The sequence below is a fragment of the Bradyrhizobium sp. SZCCHNR1002 genome (assembly GCF_032381435.1).
Taxonomy (GTDB): Bacteria; Pseudomonadota; Alphaproteobacteria; order Rhizobiales; family Xanthobacteraceae; genus Bradyrhizobium; species Bradyrhizobium aeschynomenes.
This window is the reverse complement of record NZ_JAUHIS010000001.1, coordinates 1,098,246-1,116,420: the sequence shown is the minus strand read 5'-3', so window position 1 is coordinate 1,116,420 and position 18,175 is coordinate 1,098,246. Positions and strand designations below refer to the sequence as shown.

The following is an 18,175-nucleotide window of genomic DNA, read 5'->3' as shown; positions in this document are numbered from 1 at the left end:
ACCATCTGGTCTTTAGTGTCGCAGACGGAGTCTGCGTTCACCAGCTTGGGGCTTCTGCCCGCCGTGAGTTTCGTTCCAATCGTAGCAGAAAAGCCTCACATCGCGTTAAACGCGCATTGGAGAGGCGGAGGCGTGGAGTGCCTTCCTTGCAGGCATTTGTGTTCCTACATGGGCGGTATGCCGAGCCATCGGCGGTATAACGGAGACCGACATGTCGTTCAGAGCCACCAACCGGTTTGACCTGTGGCTGAAAACCCTAGCTTTCCTACTGCTTATCGGACTGTCTTCGCCCGTGGTGTCAGCCTCCGCCGCGGATGAGCCGGATCTGATCTTCCGTCGGTCGACGGTGTTCAAGCTGCTGAGTCCGAATGACAAGCTCGCGACCTATGGTGTTGATGATCCTGAGGTCGAGGGCGTCGCCTGCCATTTTACTGTCCCGCAGAAGGGAGGCTATGCCGGCTGGCTCGGCCTGGCGGAGGAAGTCTCGGACATCTCGCTCGCCTGCCGGCAGATCGGTCCGATCCGCTTCAAGCGCAAGCTCGATCAGGCGGATGACATGTTCCGCCAGCGCCGGTCGCTGTTCTTCAAGAAGATGCAGATCGTGCGTGGCTGCGATGCCAAGCGCAATGTGCTCGTCTACATGGTCTATTCGGACAGGCTGATCGAGGGCTCGCCGAAGAACTCGACGTCGTCAGTCCCGGTCATGCCCTGGGGCAAGGCGGATGACGGCGAAGTCCAGAAGTGCGGTGACTTCATTCAATAAGCGACTTGCCGAGCAATGGTCGGTTGCCCGCGGGCTTGCCAGGCAATTTGCGCTTGGCAGGGTCGTGGCAGCCGATCAGCCGAAGCAGGCCCTGCGGCGTCGAGCCGGCGTTGTTTTCAGCGCGCTGTTGCGCCATCGGCACGGCAGTAGGGCTGCGCTTCGGTGCTGCCGGCGTGGGGGTGTACGTGCTGTTCTTGTCCATGCGGGTCCTGAGGGAGCAACGACGTCCCAACGCACCATGCGCCGCCGGGTTGCCGTGCGGAGCGGGCCTCCCTGGCGGCACGCTACCGGACAGGCCTTAAGAAGCTCTCCATCGGCGGGAATCGACCTCGGCCTCGCACGGCGCAGCCGGTCCGATGGGGAACGCTGAAATCATCCCGCTTTGCTTGATTTTGATATGGTTTCTCGTTTTGATTGTATTTTGTGTCGTCAGTCGGGCCGCATGAAACAATGCGGTGGGACCACGAAACCGTTTTCTGCTTGTGCCGCAGACGCGATGAAACGTGAAACGGTTATGAAATGGAGACGGGCAGAACTTGCCATCCAGGTGGTGTCATCCGGCCCGGTGCAGATGACATGACAACAACACGAGACCAGCGGTCCACCATGCTTCTTCGACTGGCTGCTGCGGCGCTTGCCGCTTTGTCCTGCCTCTCCTGGTCCTCCGCCGACGCGCGGCCCTCGGCACGACTGCCTGATGTGCGCGGCGAGTTCGTCCGCCAGTGTGCGCCTCGCATGCTCGGACGATGGGCGCACCCCGAAGCCGTCTGCTCCTGCCTGCATGACCATGCGGCCGCTGTCGTCGAGGATACCGACCTGCGCGAGGCACTGCTGCGCGGCATCAGTGAGACCGGCGTGCCGACGATCGAGGCCGATTGGGTGCCCGTGCCGAAGCAGTCCGAGATCGGACCGACCTTCACCAGGATCGCCAAGCCTGCCCTGCAGTGCATGTTCGATCCGGCTGGCTGATGCGCGCCGAGCTGTCCCTCGCCGGTATCCCGCAGCGCGCGGTCGTCACTCCAGGCCATATTGCGACATCAGCGCCTGCACCTCGGGCCGTCGCATGATGTGCGAGATCCGGTTGCCGATCGCCGCATCATCGTTGCGGAGCGACGATCTCGGCGACGATTTGTGGACGGTGCGAGAAGGGGCGGCGGCCTTCGACGCACGGCGCGCATCGGCGGGTCTCGCCGCTGATGATGACGAAGGCGCCACCGCCTGCACCTGCTGGGTCGGTGCGGCAATCGTGATTGGCAGGCTGGGCTGTGCCGTCGCTGCGGCGGGGCCAACCGCGGGGGCCGCTGCCGGAGAGGCCGCGGCTGCAACGGGCGGCGTAGTCGGGGCCACGCCGGGTGTGCCGGCCGTGGTCGCGACCGACGTCGTGGCGGGCGCGGCATCGACCGACGGTGCTGCGGCCGTGAGCGAGTTGGTGCGGGTCTGCGGCGACGCTGGCTCGGGCCTTGCGACCGGCACAGTCAGGGCGGAGAGCGTCGTCGGTTGCGGCGAGATCGGCGCCGGCGGTTCAATCACTGGAAGCGGGGGCGCGATGGCGCTGGCCCCCGAGGGCGCCACGACGGCTTCGCCGCTCTTCCTGTCGTTCCTGTTCGGCTCGGGCTTCTTGACTTCATCAGGGATATTCAGAGCCTGGCTCTGCGCGTGAGCCAGCATCTGACGTGCGGTCAGCGGTGATTCCGCGAAGGCTGTGGTCGGCATCAGGACGGCGGCTGCGAGCGTCAGCTGAATGATCCTGGAAGGCGATGTGCACTGGGTCATGGCTAACTCCTTGCGGGTGTGCGATCTGTCTGCGTTTGGTTCAAGCCGCGGCGCTGGCCGTCGCCCGGTCGTGGGCGACGACGACGCGCTGGCCGCGCATCTTGGCGATCACCTCGTCGCGCGGGCCGCATGCCAGCGTCTTGCCGAAGGCCATCACCATGATGCGGTCAACATGCGCCAGAAGCTGCGGACGGTGCGTGACGACGATCACGGTCCGGCCGGCGGCCTTCGCCTGGGCCATGGCATGAGCCAGCGCCCGCTCGCCGTCCTCGTCGAGGTTGGAGTTCGGCTCGTCGAGGATCAGCAGCCGCGGATTGCCATACAGCGCGCGGGCCAGGCCGACGCGCTGGCGCATGCCGCCCGACAGCGCCACGCCGCCTTCTCCGATCGGGGTGTCGTAGCCGTTGGGCAGGCGCAGGATCACCTCATGGGCGCCTGCGGCCTTGGCTGCGGCCACGACCGCGGCCTCGTCCACCCTGGCGAGACGGGCGATGTTGTCCGCCACCGTTCCCGAGAACAGCTCGATGTCCTGCGGCAGGTAACCGATATGCTTGCCGAGCCGGTTCTGGTCCCACTGGCTGTAGGCGGCGCCGTCGATGCGGATCACGCCTTCGCGGAGCGGCCAGACGCCGGCCATCGCGCGGGCCATGCTCGACTTGCCGCTGGCGGAGGCGCCGACGATCGCGAGGCTCTCGCCGGCCTTGAGCGAGAAGCTGACGCCCTTGACGGAGGGACGTCCCGCGGCCGGCGGCCACACCACGGCGTTCTCGACGTCGATGTCGCCGCGCGGCGTCGGCAGGGCCGTGGGCGCCGCGGTGACGGGGAGGGCATGGAACAGTTCCTCGAGGCGCCGATAGGCGGAGCGGAAGGCGATGATGCGCTTCCACTGGCCGACGACCTGCTCGACCGGCGCCAGCGCGCGGCCCATGATGATCGACGTCGCCATCATCGCGCCGGGCGAGATCTGCTGCTCGATGGCGAGCCAGGCACCGATGCACAGCAGCGAGGTCTGCACCGCCATGCGCGCGAATTTGGTCACGGAGTGCATCGCCGCGCCGCGCTCGACCAGCGTGCTGTGGGCATCGACCATCGCCGATTGCCGGCAGCTCCAGCGATCCATCACGATGTCGCCCATGCCGAGGCCGCGCACGACCTCGCCGTTGCGCAAGGCCGCCGCGACGAAGCGCGAGGCCTCGTTGGCCAGCGCATTGGTGCGCTCGACGCTGGCGCGCGTGTAGAATTCGGTGAACAGCGCCAGCGAGAACAGCACGATGGCGCCGAGCAGCGAAAGGATGCCGAGATAGGCGTGCTGCAGGAAGCATAACGCGACGAACACCGGCGTCCACGGCAGGTCGCAGGCGATCGCGGCGGTGCCGCTGGAGATGCAGTCGCGGATCGTCTCGGCGTCACGGATGATCTGCTGGCCGAAACGATGCCGTGGCGACAGCTCGGCCTTCATCATCGTTTCGAACAGCGGGTGGCGCAGCGTGCCTTCGAATTGCACGCCGGCGCGCGCCAAGACGCCGGAGCGGGCGAACTCGAGGATGCCGTACAGCACCAGGAAGACGCCGACGATCAGGGTCAGCATCACCAGCGTGCCGAGGTTGCGGCTGGTGAGCACGCGGTCATAGACCTGCATGGAGTAGAGCGGCGAGGCAAGCATGCTCGCATTGATGAAGAGGCTGAGCACGAAGGTCGCGGTGAGCGCGGGGAAGCAGGCGCGGAGCGCGGCTCCCAGCGGGCTTCGGGCGATGGTGTTCGTCATGGCAGATCCCCTCACGATGGCGCTCGGGGAGGTTCGTCCATTGCGGTATCAGCGACCGTGACTGACCTCACATAGGTCGAAACGGCTCCGCCGGTGCTTGAGTTGACCGGTCTCAGCCGCTACCGCAGTGACACGCCCGCTCGATCTCGAGCTCTGTCTTCTCGCCAGTCATGACATGCGCACTTTGACGACCCAAAACATTCGCCTCCTGTCGGGGCTCATTCTGTTCGCATTTGCCGCCACGCATTTTCTCAATCACGCGGTGGGTCTGTTCAGTCTCGAGGCGATGGACGAGGTGCAGGAGTGGCGGCTTGTGCTGACGCGGTCCTGGCCCGGAATGATCGTGCTGCTGGCAGCGTTGCTTGCGCATGCCGTGCTTGCGGTGGCAAAGACGATCCAGCGCAGCAGCTGGCGGCTGCCGGCGTGGGAGCTGATTGAGCTCGTTACAGGATTGGCGATCCCGCTGCTGCTGTTGCCGCACATCGTCGAGACGCATGTCGCCCATGCCCTGTTCGGTGTTCAGGACAACTACCTCTACGCGCTGGCGCTGATCTGGCCACGTGCGGCGTGGATCCAGACGATGCTGCTGCTGCTCGTGTGGGTCCATGGCTGTCTCGGTCTGCATCATTGGCTGAAATTCCGGCGCTGGTATCGCCTGGCGCAGCCGGCGCTGGTCGTGCTTGCCGTTGCCGTCCCGATGGCGGCGCTGATGGGCTTCGTGGTGTCGGGGCGGGCGGTCGCCGGGCTGTTGAGCGATCCTGCCATGGCAGAGCGGATGCGGCAGGTGACGCATTGGCCGAGCGAGCTCGATAGCAAGTGGATCGATCTGTTGCAGCTGTCGGCGCGGATCGCGGTTGCGGCGCTGCTCGTGGCCGGCGTGACGATCGTCGTCTTCCGCCACATTGCGCTGCTCGCGGCGCCGAAGGTTGCCATCACTTTTCCAAATGGTGCGACGGTGCAGGCCGCCATCGGCCCGACGCTGCTCGAGGTCATTAGGAGCAACCATCTCTCCGATCGATCCGAATGCGGCGGCCGGGCCCGTTGCGGCCTGTGCCGTGTTCGTGTGCTGGAAGGTGCAGAGACGCTGCCGCCGCCGGGTCATCAGGAGCGCGCCGTGCTCACGGGCTCGAGCGCCCCGGAGCATGTACGGCTGGCCTGCCAGATTCGTCCGGCGGCGCCGCTCACCATCGCGCCCCTGGTGGATGGCCCTGGAGCACTGACGCAGGTGAACGAACAGGCTGACGCTCAAGGCGAGCGCCGCGCCGTCTGTCTCGTCCAGATTCGCGTTCGCGCCTTCGCGGCCATCGTGGGCGATCGCCTCGCTTCCGATCTCGTCTTCATGATGAACGAGATCTTCGGCGCCGTGTCCGGAGCCATCGAAGCCAATGCCGGGCGGATCGATCGCTTCCTCGGTGACGGCGTGCTTGCCGTCTTCGGCGAGCAGCGCGGGCCGGATCACGGCTGCCGTGATGCGCTGCAGGCGATTGGCGCGATCGATCTCGCCATGGACCGGGTCAATGAAAAGATTGCGGCCGAGATCGGTCGTCCTGTCGAGCTCGCCATCGGCGTCGATGTCGGCGAGGTGGTCGTCGGACAATTGGCGTTGGGACGAATGACGCGCGTGGCGGTGCTGGGAACCGTGACCGACGTGCCGGCGCGTCTGGCCGCGTTGGCGCAGCGCAAAGGCTGGCAGCTGGCGCTGTCCGGGCACGCGGCAAGAGCTGCAGGCCTGCACGACGTGGCCGGGCTGGCCCACGAGACGCTCGCCGATGCCGAGCAGGGCGGGGACCTCGATGCCGTCGGCGTGCTCCGCGCGCGCGACGTCGCTCTCGTCGCGCGCGCGGCATCGGACGCGTCGGTCTAGGGGCCGCCGCATCATTTCTCGCGGAACGTCTTGGCAAGCGTGTTGAGCAGCGGTCCCACGAGATATTCGAGCACGGTGCGCTCGCCCGTGGAGATGATCACGTCGGCCTGCATGCCCGGCAGGATCTTGTCGGCGATGTCGGGCGGAATGGTCGAATAGTCGATCACGACGCGCGCCGAGTAGTAGCTCTGCTTGGTCGCCTCGTCGTTCATCGCGTCCGCCGAGACGCTCTGCACCTTGCCAAAGATCGCGGGCGTCGTGCGCGCGGAGAAATTGGGGAAGCGCACCTCGGCCTTCTGGCCTATGGCGACGCTCTCGATGTCGCGCGGAGAGACATGCGCCATCACGTCGACGCCTTCGCCGACCGGGACGATCTCGGCGAGCGTGTCGCCGGGTTTCACGACGGCGCCAACGGTGTGGACCTTCATGTTCATGACGATGCCGTCGCGCTCGGCGCGGATGTCGACACGGCGCAGCACGTCCTCGGCGATGACGAGCTTCTCGCGCAGGTCGGACAGCTTGGCGCGGGTGCCGTCGAGCTGCTGGCCGACCTCGGCAAGGTACTTCTGCATCGTCTGGTCGATCTGCAGGCGCGTTTGCGCCGCCGTCTGGGTCAGACGCGCCACGTCCGCCTGCGCCTGGCCGAGGTCGCCTTCGACGCGCGCACGTTCCCGTTCCAGCTCGAGGAACTTGTTGCGCGGATAGTAGCCGCCGGCGACCGCCGGCCGCACGTTGTTCATCTGGGTCTCGAAGCTCGCGCGTTGGGCGACGAGCGCGGCGCGCTGGCGGTCGCGTCCGGCGAGCTCCTGCTGCTGCTGGGCGATCTGCGAGTTCAGGATGTTGATCTGGCTGATCAGGCCGTTGCGCCGCTCGATGAAAAGGCGCTGCTGGTCGGCGATGACGAGCGCCGCTTCCGGCACGTGCTGCCGACGGAGCAGGCTGTCGGGGAAGGAGATCATCCGCGCATTGCCGCGCTCCGCCAGCAGGCGCGCCTCCTCGGCCAAGGCGGCGTCCATCTGCTTGCGCAGCAGGTCCGTGTTGGCCTGCGCCTCGGTCGGCTGCAGCCGGAACAGCAGGTCGCCGCGGTGCACGGCGTGGGTTTCCTTGGCCAGGATCTCCCTGACGATCCCGCCCTCACGGTGCTGGACGACCTTGTGATCGCCGGAGACCGACACCGTGCCCGGCGCGATCGCCGCGCGGTCGAGCGGTGCGTAGGCGGCCCACACGCCGAAGCCGCCGAACACCAGTGCGATCGACAAATAGCCGAGCAGGGCATAGCGGCTGAAATCGGCCCTGACCGGCTGCGGCCGGTCTGCCGGCTCGAAGAAGCCGTGATCCTCAACCAGTGACATCGACATGATCGGTCCCCCGCGATTGTGCACCGGCGGGAGCATGGGCGATGCGACGATGAGGCACTGTGCGTCAGGTCACGCCGGTCGTCTGGCGACGTCCGGCCGGAATGCGCTGCTACTTCTTCTTCGGCCCGAAGCGGGGCACGCATTTCGTGGTGCGGACAATGCCGGCTTCGGCCATCCGGGAGCCGGAGACCTCCTTGACCTGACCGGCGGGGCAGGTGCCGTCATCGACCAGCACGCGCTGGCCGAGCCGGAGGTCGATCACGTCCTGCTCCCGCCCGACATATTGCGCCTGCGCCGGCGCGGCGAGCAGCAGCACGAGGCCGAGGCCGGCAAGAGCCTGCGCGGCACGACGTCGCCGCGACATATGGACAAGACGCATCACTTTCCCTCGATCTTCACACCGTTCGGCCCGACATTGATCTGAAATCCGTCGGGCTGCTTCTTGGCCTGGTAGAAATTATAACCGAGCACGACGATGGCCGCGGTGAGAATGCCGAGCAGGAAATAAAGAATGTTGCGATGATCCGACATGTCAAATTCCAAAAAATGTCTTGTCGTCTTTCGTATGCGCCAGTGTACGGGGAGGCTTGCGATTCTGAAAGCAGTTGCAAATCCGGTGCAACAGCGCGGTGAATTGTGGTTTGCTGGGATCGTCAGCAATCTGGAACCTGAACGGGCATGATCACCAAGGACACTACGCAACGGATCGTCGACGCCGTCGATGCCGGCTTCGATCGGCAGCTCGCCACAACCAGCGACTTCGTCGCGATCCCCTCGACGCGCGGCGCCGAAGGGCCGTGTCAGGACATGTTCGGTGATCTCCTGCGCGCTCGCGGCTACGAGGTCGACGATTGGCACATCGATCTCGATGATCTGAAGGACATGCGGGGCTACGGCCCGATCGAGCATGATTTCTCGAAGGCGCGCAGCGTCGTCGGAACCTATCGGCCGGCGACCACGGCGGGGCGCTCGCTGATCCTACAGGGGCATTGCGACGTCGTGCCCGCCGGTCCGCTCGACATGTGGGAGACACCGCCATTCTCGCCGGTCATCCGCGACGGTCGGATGTATGGTCGCGGCGCCTGCGACATGAAGTCCGGAACGATCGGTGCGCTCTATGCGCTCGATGCCATCAACGCCGCAGGTTTCAGGCCGACTGCGCGCATTCACGTCCAATCCGTGATCGAGGAAGAGAGCACCGGGATCGGTGCGCTCTCGACTTTGCAGCGCGGCTACCGCGCCGACGCCTGCTTCATTCCGGAGCCGACCAGCGGCAAGATGGTGCGCTCGCAGGTCGGCGTGATCTGGTTCCGCCTGAAGGTGCGCGGCTTCCCCGCCCATGTGTTCGAGGCCGGCGTCGGCGCCAATGCGATCCAGGCGACCTATCACCTCATCCATTCGCTTGAGAAGCTCGAAGCGGAGTGGAACGAGCGCGCCAAGAGCGACCGTCACTTCAAGACGCTCACGCATCCGATCAACTTCAACCCGGGCATCATCAGAGGCGGCGACTGGGCCTCGAGCGTACCGGCCTGGTGCGACGTCGATTGCCGGATTGCGATCCTGCCCGGCTGGTCGGTCAAGGATTGCCAGAACGAGATCCTCGCCTGCGTCGCCGCAGCCTCGCGCGATCACCGCTTTCTCTCGAACAATCCGCCGGTGGTCGAATGGTCCGGCTTCCTGTCGGAAGGTTACGAACTGACCCATGCGGCCGAGCCCGAGGCGGCATTCGGCAAGGCATTCGCCGCCGTCTATGGCGGTGAGGTGCAGGATCTCGTCTTCACGGCGCTGACCGACACGCGCTTCTATGGGCTCAACTACAACATCCCGAGCCTCTGCTTCGGCGCCACCGGTGCGGCGATGCACGGCTTCAATGAATATGTCGAGATCGACTCGCTGCGTCAGGTGACCAAGGCCATGGCGCTGTTCATTGCCGAATGGTGCGGTGTCGAGAAGTCCTGACTTTGTGACTCGCGAAGGCAATGACCTCTCAGGTCATTGCCTTCGATTCGAAGCTCGATGCATTCAGATCAGGTGCAGGCACGCGAAAGACGTGTCGTCCGGTCGCGGGGAGGAAACGGCATGACGCCGCTCGAGAAGATCAATTCGCTGAAGATGCCGTTCGCCGAGTTGAAGGGCGTCATCTTCACCGAGGCCAGCGCTGAGCGCGTGGTGGCGCAGATGCAGGTCCGGCCGGATCTCTGCACGCTACATCACACCATCCATGGTGGCGCCATCATGGCTCTCGCCGATTCGGTCGGCGCCGCTGCGACCGTGATCAATCTGCCCGAGGATGCCAAGGGCACCACGACGATCGAGAGCAAGACCAACTTCATCGGCGGCGCCAAGGAGGGGAGCGTGGTGACCGCCATTGCGACGCCGGTGCATCGCGGCCGCCGCACCCAGGTCTGGCAGACCCGTATCGAGACCGACGACGGTAGGCTGGTGGCGATCGTCAGCCAGACTCAGCTGGTGCTGTGACCATTCGTATACGAACGAATCATTAACTCACGCGACCCGTGCATGGCCGCATGTTCTCTCCGTAGAGCACGGGGCTTGCAATGAATGTTGCGATGCACAATATAGCTGCTGTCTAGGGAAAGACGTCTGTACGCGGAGGGCTTCGGAGAGGAGTCTTTGGCAGTGACACAGGTAGATACTTTTCGTCCCCGGCCGGGCTTCGGCTATGTGCGGACGCTCAGCCAGCACGAGGAACTGCCGCTGCTGCGCGATCATCTGCTGCGGCTCGATCCTGAGAGCCGGCATGATCGGTTCAACGGTTTTCTCGATGACAGTTTCATCGAACGCTACGCGGCCCGCTGTGCGGCTGACGGCACGATCGTCGTCGCCTACATGGAAAACGGCATGGTGCGCGGCGCGGCCGAGTTACATCCGCCGGAGCAGTCCGAGGACGGGCTTCCGGAGATCGCGTTCAGCGTCGAATCCTGCGTGCGCCGCCGTGGCGTCGGCAGCCTGCTGTTCCAGCGTGTGATCTCGGAAGCGCGCTGGAAGGGCTATCGCAAGCTGCGGGTGACCACGGGTTCGCAGAACCACGCCATGCGCGCGCTCGCCTTCAAGTTCGGTGCGCATCTGGCGTTCCGGCATGGCGAGTCGACCGGCACGATTGATCTCTCCGAGCAGCCCCAGGATGAATTCGCCAAGCTCGTGATCGACGCGCCGATCGCAGCCGCACGTGCATTCTTCAATTTGAACCGGGCTTGCTGGAAGCTGGTGACCCGGATGTACGGGGACAAGCGCGCCGCTTGAGCAAGAGCGGCTCGTCAATGACAACGCTCGCAAATGACAAAAGCGCGACGGCGATTTCGCTGTCGCGCTTTTGTCATGGAAGTCGTTGCGGGCTCCGGCCGGCGGCTATCCGGTGGCGCGGCGCAACGGTCAGGTGCCGGTGCGCTTGTCGAAGTTGAAGCGGCGCACGGTGCGGCGCTCGACCACGACGGCGCGCTGCTGCGTGCCCTGATCAGCCGTGATGACCCGCGTATTGGTGCGCGCGGCAACCCGGACCGCCTTCTTGACCTCCGGCAGCACCTGCTCGAGCGGCAGCCCCATCAGGGCGGACGCGATCTCGGCCTGAGCCTGGACGTCGTCGGTGATGCCGGACGCTGCGAATATCGCCTCCTCAAGAGTCGGGGGATCACGCCTGACGCGACGCGGACCGTACTTGGTGTTCCAATCTTCGCTCATAAGAGGCCTCGTGAATCTTCGGGGATACCTAGAAGCAGCTTTGTTGCATTGCAATATGAAATCTGCGCGGCAGCCCAGCTATGCGTTCACCATGTCGCGATCGGGCAACGCTGCCGCCGTCATGTGGATATCCTGGGGCCAGCGGCGCAAGGCCGCGTGCCCGGCTTTGGTGAGGGCGTAGACGCCGCGTTCGGCGCGGTCGAACCAGCCATAGACATTGCGCTGAAGGATTTTCGGTGCATCAGGAATGTCCGCTCGCAGCTCGCGGACGCGTTTCGGGCCGTCCGAGAGCGCCGAGGCGCAGGCCAGCGCCTGCTGCCGGTAGGCCGTCATGAGGGGGGTCCGGGTCGAGCCGCCGCTGACAGGGTCGCCCTTGCGACGCTGATGCTCGATCACCAGGCGCGATCGCTTCTTGGGATTCTTGCGCGGCGCAGTGGTCGGCGGCGGGACCAGGACTTCGACCTGGCCGTTGGAGGTCACCGCCAGCATGCCGAAACCGAGCCGTCGGCACAGATTTCGATAGCGTGTGTCGCTCTCGCGGCCCTTGCCGCGCGCCGACAATCGAGCGGCAATCCACACCTCGTCACATGCGCCGGCGCGGTCGACCGCCTGCAGCAGCAGTTCCAGGTTGAAGGCCTGCTTGAGCTCACAGATGACCACGATCGGCGGGTCCTCACCCTTCAGCGCGACCACGTCACAGCCGCTGACTTCCCCCTTGGCCGTGAAGCCGAGGTTTTCGAGGAAGCGTTTGACGGGAAGGTAGAGCGCGGTTTCCAAGGGGCGTCCATCGTTGCGACTCAAGCGCCGCGAGTCTAGCCCGATGCGTCTCGTCGTGTCAGCGCGAACTGCGGCTCGGGCGCGGTCTGCTAAACGCGGCCGACTACCGGTATCAGTGCCCCGGTGACACCGCTTGCCGCATCGCTGGCCAGAAACAGGATCACCTCGGCAAGCTCCTGCGGCGTCACCCATTTGTCGAAATCGGCTTTCGGCATGCTGGCGCGGTTTGCCGGCGTGTCGATCGTCGAAGGCAGCACGGCGTTGACGGTGATCTTGCCCTTCCACTCCGCCGCCAGCGCTTCGGTCAGGCGATGCACGCCGGACTTGGAGGCGGCATAGGGGCCCATGCCGGCACCGGCCTGCAGTGCCCCCATGGCGCCGATATTGACGATCCGGCCGGTGCTGGAGCGCACCAGATGCGGGATCGCGGCGCGAGAGGCATGCAGCGCGGTCATGAGATTGCGGGCATGCATCTTCTCCCAGACGCTGTCGTCGCCGTCGGCGGCATTCTCGAAAGCAAATGCGCCGGCGATGTTGATCAGGGCATCCAGCGTGCCGAAATGGGCGGCGACCGAGTCAATTGCGACCTTGGCCTGGTCTGGATCGGACAGATCGACGCCTCCGAGCTCGATGCGGTCGTCACTGGCAGGGATTTCGGCCTGGGCGTGATCGATTCCAGCCACATGCGCGCCACGCGCCAGCGCGAGATCGGCCACGCTGCGCCCGAGCGCGCCCTGCGCCCCCGTGATGACAATCACTGCTCCGTTCATTCCGTCCCTGATCCCCGTTCACACGCCCCGCAGCGTCCCTTTTTATACTATTGCCCTGCGGACGAGTTGCAATGGCTGAGCGGCCGGTGCATTCAATTGCAATCTGAAGGCGTGGTTTGTCAGAGGTGACCATGACCGCGACAAGCTCTTGCAGATTTCCCGACGTTATCACTGCGTTTCGCTATCCGATCCGGCATTTCCACGAGAGTCTCGTGACCCGGCGCAAGACCCGCGTGGTGGCGCTCGGCTCGTCCTCGACCGCGGGCACCAACGATATCGTGGCGTTTCCGGCGCGGCTCGAGCAGAAGCTGCGTAAGGAGAAAGCCAATTTCGGCTGCGTGATCGACGTCCTCAATCGCGGCATCGGCGGACAGGAGGCTCCGGAAGAGCTCTCCCGCATCGAGAGCGACGTCATCGCGGAGCAGCCCTCGCTGGTGATCTGGCAGGTCGGCACCAACGCCGTCTATCGCTACCAGACCTCCAACCTCGATGAGGTCGAAGCGGCGCTCCGCAACGGCCTCGGCTGGCTGGCCAGGCTACCGATCGATGTCATCGTCATGGACCTGCAGTACACGGCCGCGATGGTCGATCCGCCAGAGCGGTTGAAGCAGGCACGGGACATGCAACGTCGCATCGAGGAGGTGACTTCGGCCGCGAGCGTCAACCTGTTCCGGCGCTGGGATCTCATGAAGGGCTGGTGTGATGCCGGCATTCCGTTGCGGGCCATGGATGACGGCCATGACGATGGCCTGCATATGAGCGAATGTGCAACCGCCACGGTCAGTGCGGTCCTTGCCAAGGCCATCATGGCGAGCCCCGCGCCGCCGGCCTGATCGATAAAATTTGCCGGAGTTTCGTAAGCAGATCGCCAGCGCGGCCGGCTAGCCTGCTTCCATGCCGCTTGAGGGGCGTTGGAGCTTTGTCATGATGAGACATCTGCCGGACCATGGTTTGCCGCTGGTGCAGCTGAAAGAGCAGCGGCGGGATCTCGTGGTCGCATTGCAGAACCGGTCGGGCCCGGTGAGCGGATGGGAGTTGATGCAGATCGCAGCGGTGCAGCAGGCGATCTCCGCGTTTGAGGAGGTCATTGCCGATCTCGACGCGCTCGAGGCGGCCGAGTCGGCCGACATCGAAGCGGCCTGATCTTCGCCAATCGCACGCGGCCGACCGTTCGAGGTCGGAGCGACGTGCGTCGCACGGCTGCTGCGGTTAGCATGGACTGCATGAACCGGGCTTTCATCGTCGTCACACTGAGCTTCCTTGCGCTGTCCTGTCTGGCAGGGTCGTCTGCCGTTGCCCTGGCGGCCTGTGTGCCGGACCAGCACCGAAGCTTCATTTGCGGCAATGGCAAGGATGCCATCCGCGTATTTCCCGAGACGGCCTCACCATCGGGGAGGTTCGCGTTCGGCTGGCGGACCTCAGATGGTTTGCCGACCGGACAGGCCGAGCCGCCCGGTGATGTCGACAACGTGCTGATCAGGTTGCCGGACGGCGCGGTGCTCGGCCGGCTTGGTGGTACCTATTGGGCTACCGGCGAGATGCGTGCCAATCGCTATGATCTGATTGCCGCCTGGTCGCCCGACAGCCGCGCCGTGGTCGAGGTCGCGAACAGCCGCTGGGACACGGATTCATTCCGCTTCTACGCAGTCGGCGATCCCGACGTCGTGACCCTGAACCTCCATGATCTGGTCGAGCAGGCGGTCCGCGCGAAGACTCCGCCGCGGGCTGGGAAGGGGCGGGTGTTTCGCGTACGCGAGGATCTGCCCGTCAAGCTCGATGCCGATGGCCGTCTCCGCTTTGCTGCCATTCTCTTCAAACCCAAGAGCGAGGAGCCGGCGCTCGGCTTTCGGCTCGAACTGATGATCAAAGCCGTCAAGTCATCTGCCGCGGCGCGCGTGATCTCAGTGCAGCCGGCCAAGCTGCCGGACTGAGCGCGGTTCTCAACTGGTGAGGTAGCGCTGTTGCAGAGCAGTGCGGGCGGGGCCATCGAGACCAAGGCCTTCGCGCAGATAGCTGTCGATATCTCCATACGACTCGCGCACGGCACCGAGAGCAGCAGCCAGGAACGAAGCCTGCACCGTGCCAATCGCCTCGAGCACGTCCTGCGGAAGCTCGGGATGGGCAGCCGTGTCGCGGCGAAAATGCTGGTTGGTGAGCAGATAGTCGTCGAGAATGATTTCGTCGGGCACATCGAGGGCAGAAAGCACCAGCGCGCAGGCCACGCCCGTGCGGTCCTTGCCGGCCGTGCAATGAATCACCAGCGGGGCGTGATCGCCGAGCAGATGGTCGAACAGAGCGCGGAAGCGCGGCGTGTGGCGCAGGATGTAGTTGCGATAGGACTCCCGCATCAGCTCCAGGGCGTCCTCCACCGTCAAACGTCCGGCCGACCAGCGGTCACGCAGGACAGGGACGACGCTGGGCTCGATCGGCAGCGTATGAACGGCGATCTCGGCGATCGCACAGAGGCCTGCGATCCGCTCTTCCTTGCCGCGGAAATCGAACGCCGAGCGGATGCCGAGCTGTCGCACGACCGCAGCGTCGGCTTCGGTCAGTCGACCGAGATGGTTGGAGCGAAAGAGATGTCGCCAACGCACATGGCGGCCGTCGCGGCTGGGATATCCGCCAAGATCCCTGAAATTGCTGGCCCCTTGCAGGCCGAGATGACGGGAGAGATGCGAAGGTGACGCAGCTGACATGAGTCGAGTGTACGTCATTCGCGATTCAGTTTGAAACCACCTGCCACCGCTCTTGTGCAGGAGGAGGCGAGGGTCTCGGAAAGCAAAAGGGCCGGAACCTTAGCGGTCCGACCCTTCAGCAAAGGCTCAGAAGATGCGTCACGGGGTTTGTCGACATCAGCGGTCCCATGCCGGCTTGGCTTCCTGAATCGCCTCGTCGTGATACCAGCTGCCGCTGTAAATGGCCGGCTGCAAAGACGGAGCGGCCTGACGCGCAGGCGTTTCTCCGAGTTGCCGAGGCGCGAGACCGGCCCGCCCCCCGCGCGGGAATTGATAGATCCTTGCGGACCCCTCGTTCACGTTTGTGTCCATTGAACAGGCTCCTCTCCATCGGACTGCCCATGATGGTGCGCCCGACTCGTTCTCTTGTGGTTACCTCTTCCGATATCGGCGGCTGCCCCGGGGAATGCAATATGATCAAAACGAAATCACAAATTGCGCGTTTTGAGGGCAAACACGGTTTTGCCCCCTGCGAAGCAACGGGCAGCTGATTAACGCTTGGGCCGGATCAAAGGTTGCGGCGTGGGCGGCGAAGCTTTGCGAAAATGTCCGGGAACTGCTGCTGTCTTGTTCTGCGCAATTTTCGCGTCGCCGCAAATGCCAATGAAACAAGCGGGTTTCTGGCGCGCTGGTCGCGCCGCCATGCGCTCCGTGCAAACCCGGCCGCGCTGGTTTGCCGCACCCCTGGCGAGCGCGGGCGAGGCTTCGCGGTCTCCGGGTGAGCACCGACGCATGCGGCGGGACGTCGCGGGACTTGGCACGTTCCATGCTTAAGAGTGCGCTGGCCGATCGTGGCCGGGTAAGCGCGGGGAGCCTTCGATTGCTGGGCTCCCACCTTTCGATAAGACAGAGAGGCTCAATGACGAAATACAAGCTCGAGTACATCTGGCTCGACGGCTACAAGCCGGTGCCGAATTTGCGCGGCAAGACACAGATCAAGGAATTTTCCTCTTTTCCGACCCTGGAACAGCTGCCTCTTTGGGGCTTCGACGGCTCGTCGACGATGCAGGCCGAAGGCCATAGCTCCGACTGCGTGCTGAAGCCGGTCGCCGTGTATCCCGATGCCGCCCGCACCAACGGCGTGCTGGTGATGTGCGAAGTCATGATGCCGGACGGCAAGACCCCGCATCCGTCGAACGCCCGCGCCACCATCCTGGACGATCCGGACGCGTGGTTCGGCTTCGAGCAGGAGTACTTCTTCTACAAGGACGGCCGTCCGCTCGGCTTCCCCGAGTATGGCTATCCGGCTCCGCAGGGTCCATACTACACCGGCGTCGGCTTCAAGAACGTCGGCGACGTCGCCCGCAAGATCGTCGAGGAGCATCTCGACCTCTGCCTCGCCGCCGGTATCAACCACGAAGGCATCAACGCCGAGGTGGCGAAGGGCCAGTGGGAATTCCAGGTGTTCGGCAAGGGCTCGCGTACGGCCGCCGACCAGATGTGGATGGCCCGCTACCTGATGCTGCGCCTGACCGAGAAGTACGGCATCGACATCGAATTCCACTGCAAGCCGCTCGGCGACACCGACTGGAACGGCTCGGGCATGCACTGCAACTTCTCGACCAAGCACATGCGCGAAGTCGGCGGCAAGGAGTACTTCGAGAAGCTGATGGACGCCTTCAAGGAGGCCCGCGCCGACCACATCGCCGTCTACGGCCCGGACAACCACATGCGCCTGACCGGCAAGCATGAGACCGCCTCGATCGACACCTTCAGCTGGGGTGTGGCCGACCGTGGCGCCTCGATCCGCGTGCCGCACTCGTTCGTGAACAACGCCTATAAGGGCTATCTGGAAGACCGCCGCCCGAACTCGCAGGGCGACCCCTACCAGATCGCGTCTCAGGTCCTGAAGACGATCGCGATGGTTCCGACCGGCGCGAAAGCCGCAGCCTAAGACGCCGAGCACAACACCCCGGGGCAGGGGCTGACATGATGATCCGCCGGAGCAGCCGCTTCGGCGGATCATTCGTTTTGAAGGCCGGCACTCGTCGCGCCCTCTCGATGAGTGGTCGGCCAAGTCCAGGCCGGAATGGCCGCTCTTGATCAATCGCAAGTCCCGCGCATATGGACAGCGGTATGTCCATCTTGGATGGCAGGGGTTCGGATCTGAGAAGCGGGGGATCGAATGACGTATCGCAAGTGGGTTGTCGGCGTTGCGCTGGCCTGTTCGGTCGTGTCGCTCGCGGCGACGCCCTCGCGCTCCAACGCAGACCAGTATCTGCCGCGGCTCGGCGACATCATGAATCTGATCCAGGTCAGGCACGCCAAGCTGTGGTTCGCCGGACAGGCCAAGAACTGGGACCTTGCCGGTTACGAGCTCGCGCAGCTCAAGCAGAGTCTGACCGACGCGGCGATCTTCTATTCGGGTCTGCCGGTGAACAACGTGACCACCCTCAGCCAGCCGATCCAGTCGATTTCCGATGCGATTGCCGCCAAGGATGGCAAGCGCTTCGCCTCCGCGGTGACCGAGCTGACGTCCGGCTGCAATGCCTGCCACGCGACGATGGATCGCGGCTACGTCGCCATTCGCATCCCGACCGACAAGCCGTTCGGCAACCAGGATTTCCGGCCACAGGGGCGGTGAGCGGGCGGGTTTCGGGCGTGAGTTGCGGTGCAAAATTGCGCCTTCCACCGGCGGCGCGCATCGACTAAGAGCGGCGGCAACCCGTCC

At 64.7% G+C, this 18,175-nt stretch carries 22 protein-coding genes; 11 read left to right on the top strand and 11 right to left on the bottom strand.

What is annotated here, in order from left to right:
* Nucleotides 1–211: 211 nt before the first annotated feature.
* Nucleotides 212–763: a CreA family protein gene (locus QX108_RS04995; protein WP_315720392.1), complete on the top strand. Its 552-nt coding sequence runs from the start codon at nucleotides 212–214 to the stop codon at nucleotides 761–763.
* Here QX108_RS04995 and QX108_RS04990 read toward each other — a convergent pair.
* Nucleotides 753–965: a hypothetical protein gene (locus tag QX108_RS04990; RefSeq protein ID WP_315720391.1), complete on the bottom strand. Its 213-nt coding sequence runs from the start codon at nucleotides 963–965 to the stop codon at nucleotides 753–755. The genes QX108_RS04995 and QX108_RS04990 overlap by 11 nt on opposite strands.
* Before the next feature lie 404 nt (nucleotides 966–1,369).
* Here QX108_RS04990 and QX108_RS04985 point away from each other — a divergent pair, with 404 nt between their 5' ends.
* Nucleotides 1,370–1,732 carry a hypothetical protein gene (locus tag QX108_RS04985; RefSeq protein WP_315720390.1) on the top strand — a complete coding sequence of 121 codons (363 nt, stop codon included), beginning with the start codon at nucleotides 1,370–1,372 and terminating at the stop codon, nucleotides 1,730–1,732.
* Between the two features lie 45 nt (nucleotides 1,733–1,777).
* Here the strand turns inward: QX108_RS04985 and QX108_RS04980 are convergent, their stop codons facing one another.
* Nucleotides 1,778–2,536 carry a hypothetical protein gene (locus QX108_RS04980; RefSeq protein WP_315779329.1) on the bottom strand — a complete coding sequence of 253 codons (759 nt, stop codon included), beginning with the start codon at nucleotides 2,534–2,536 and terminating at the stop codon, nucleotides 1,778–1,780.
* A gap of 40 nt (nucleotides 2,537–2,576) precedes the next feature.
* Nucleotides 2,577–4,301 (bottom strand): type I secretion system permease/ATPase, encoded by a 1,725-nt coding sequence (locus QX108_RS04975; protein ID WP_315779327.1) that lies wholly within the window; start codon nucleotides 4,299–4,301, stop codon nucleotides 2,577–2,579.
* A gap of 175 nt (nucleotides 4,302–4,476) precedes the next feature.
* On the opposite strand from QX108_RS04975, the gene QX108_RS04970 reads away from it, so the two are divergent.
* The gene (locus tag QX108_RS04970; protein ID WP_315779325.1) at nucleotides 4,477–6,165 is read left to right on the top strand and encodes a 2Fe-2S iron-sulfur cluster-binding protein; all 1,689 of its coding nucleotides are present in this window, start codon (nucleotides 4,477–4,479) and stop codon (nucleotides 6,163–6,165) included.
* 11 nt (nucleotides 6,166–6,176) lie between these two features.
* Here the strand turns inward: QX108_RS04970 and QX108_RS04965 are convergent, their stop codons facing one another.
* The 3 genes from QX108_RS04965 to QX108_RS04955 all read right to left on the bottom strand — a co-directional run bounded on the left by QX108_RS04965 (nucleotide 6,177) and on the right by QX108_RS04955 (nucleotide 8,054).
* Complete coding sequence (locus QX108_RS04965; RefSeq protein WP_315779323.1) at nucleotides 6,177–7,523, bottom strand: HlyD family type I secretion periplasmic adaptor subunit; 1,347 nt, start codon at nucleotides 7,521–7,523, stop codon at nucleotides 6,177–6,179.
* A gap of 109 nt (nucleotides 7,524–7,632) precedes the next feature.
* On the bottom strand, nucleotides 7,633–7,887 hold the full coding sequence (locus QX108_RS04960) for a DUF6719 family protein (protein ID WP_172132127.1): 255 nt from the start codon (nucleotides 7,885–7,887) through the stop codon (nucleotides 7,633–7,635).
* Between the two features lie 14 nt (nucleotides 7,888–7,901).
* Nucleotides 7,902–8,054 (bottom strand): hypothetical protein, encoded by a 153-nt coding sequence (locus tag QX108_RS04955; protein ID WP_172109530.1) that lies wholly within the window; start codon nucleotides 8,052–8,054, stop codon nucleotides 7,902–7,904.
* Nucleotides 8,055–8,201: 147 nt separating this feature from the next.
* On the opposite strand from QX108_RS04955, the gene QX108_RS04950 reads away from it, so the two are divergent.
* The 3 genes from QX108_RS04950 (at nucleotide 8,202) to QX108_RS04940 (ending at nucleotide 10,787) form a co-directional block, all read left to right on the top strand.
* Nucleotides 8,202–9,482, top strand: coding sequence for an ArgE/DapE family deacylase (locus QX108_RS04950; RefSeq protein ID WP_315779321.1), 1,281 nt, complete (start codon nucleotides 8,202–8,204; stop codon nucleotides 9,480–9,482).
* A 120-nt stretch (nucleotides 9,483–9,602) separates the two neighbouring features.
* Nucleotides 9,603–10,001: a PaaI family thioesterase gene (locus QX108_RS04945; protein ID WP_315779319.1), complete on the top strand. Its 399-nt coding sequence runs from the start codon at nucleotides 9,603–9,605 to the stop codon at nucleotides 9,999–10,001.
* 162 nt (nucleotides 10,002–10,163) lie between these two features.
* Complete coding sequence (locus QX108_RS04940; protein WP_315720382.1) at nucleotides 10,164–10,787, top strand: GNAT family N-acetyltransferase; 624 nt, start codon at nucleotides 10,164–10,166, stop codon at nucleotides 10,785–10,787.
* A gap of 129 nt (nucleotides 10,788–10,916) precedes the next feature.
* Here QX108_RS04940 and QX108_RS04935 read toward each other — a convergent pair whose 3' ends face one another.
* The 3 genes from QX108_RS04935 to QX108_RS04925 form a co-directional block, all read right to left on the bottom strand.
* Complete coding sequence (locus tag QX108_RS04935) at nucleotides 10,917–11,222, bottom strand: hypothetical protein (protein WP_172109527.1); 306 nt, start codon at nucleotides 11,220–11,222, stop codon at nucleotides 10,917–10,919.
* 78 nt (nucleotides 11,223–11,300) lie between these two features.
* Complete coding sequence (locus QX108_RS04930) at nucleotides 11,301–11,999, bottom strand: DUF2161 domain-containing phosphodiesterase (protein ID WP_315779317.1); 699 nt, start codon at nucleotides 11,997–11,999, stop codon at nucleotides 11,301–11,303.
* Between the two features lie 89 nt (nucleotides 12,000–12,088).
* The gene (locus tag QX108_RS04925) at nucleotides 12,089–12,769 is read right to left on the bottom strand and encodes an SDR family oxidoreductase (protein WP_172109525.1); all 681 of its coding nucleotides are present in this window, start codon (nucleotides 12,767–12,769) and stop codon (nucleotides 12,089–12,091) included.
* Between the two features lie 212 nt (nucleotides 12,770–12,981).
* Here QX108_RS04925 and QX108_RS04920 point away from each other — a divergent pair, with 212 nt between their 5' ends.
* The 3 genes from QX108_RS04920 (at nucleotide 12,982) to QX108_RS04910 (ending at nucleotide 14,700) form a co-directional block, all read left to right on the top strand.
* Nucleotides 12,982–13,602, top strand: coding sequence for an SGNH/GDSL hydrolase family protein (locus QX108_RS04920; protein ID WP_315720380.1), 621 nt, complete (start codon nucleotides 12,982–12,984; stop codon nucleotides 13,600–13,602).
* A 91-nt stretch (nucleotides 13,603–13,693) separates the two neighbouring features.
* Nucleotides 13,694–13,912, top strand: a complete 219-nt coding sequence (locus tag QX108_RS04915; RefSeq protein WP_009027809.1) for a hypothetical protein — start codon at nucleotides 13,694–13,696, stop codon at nucleotides 13,910–13,912.
* Between the two features lie 80 nt (nucleotides 13,913–13,992).
* Complete coding sequence (locus QX108_RS04910) at nucleotides 13,993–14,700, top strand: hypothetical protein (RefSeq protein ID WP_315779314.1); 708 nt, start codon at nucleotides 13,993–13,995, stop codon at nucleotides 14,698–14,700.
* Nucleotides 14,701–14,709: 9 nt separating this feature from the next.
* On the opposite strand, the gene QX108_RS04905 is transcribed toward QX108_RS04910, so the two are convergent.
* Both QX108_RS04905 and QX108_RS04900 read right to left on the bottom strand, forming a co-directional pair.
* Nucleotides 14,710–15,483, bottom strand: coding sequence for a tyrosine-protein phosphatase (locus tag QX108_RS04905; protein ID WP_315779312.1), 774 nt, complete (start codon nucleotides 15,481–15,483; stop codon nucleotides 14,710–14,712).
* Nucleotides 15,484–15,621: 138 nt separating this feature from the next.
* Nucleotides 15,622–15,816 (bottom strand): DUF2735 domain-containing protein, encoded by a 195-nt coding sequence (locus tag QX108_RS04900; RefSeq protein ID WP_315720377.1) that lies wholly within the window; start codon nucleotides 15,814–15,816, stop codon nucleotides 15,622–15,624.
* A 547-nt stretch (nucleotides 15,817–16,363) separates the two neighbouring features.
* Here QX108_RS04900 and QX108_RS04895 point away from each other — a divergent pair.
* Entirely contained in the window at nucleotides 16,364–17,398 is a 1,035-nt protein-coding gene (locus QX108_RS04895) for a glutamine synthetase beta-grasp domain-containing protein (RefSeq protein WP_172109520.1), read from the top strand.
* Nucleotides 17,399–17,629: 231 nt separating this feature from the next.
* Nucleotides 17,630–18,088, top strand: coding sequence for a hypothetical protein (locus tag QX108_RS04890; protein ID WP_172132090.1), 459 nt, complete (start codon nucleotides 17,630–17,632; stop codon nucleotides 18,086–18,088).
* Nucleotides 18,089–18,175: the final 87 nt, after the last annotated feature.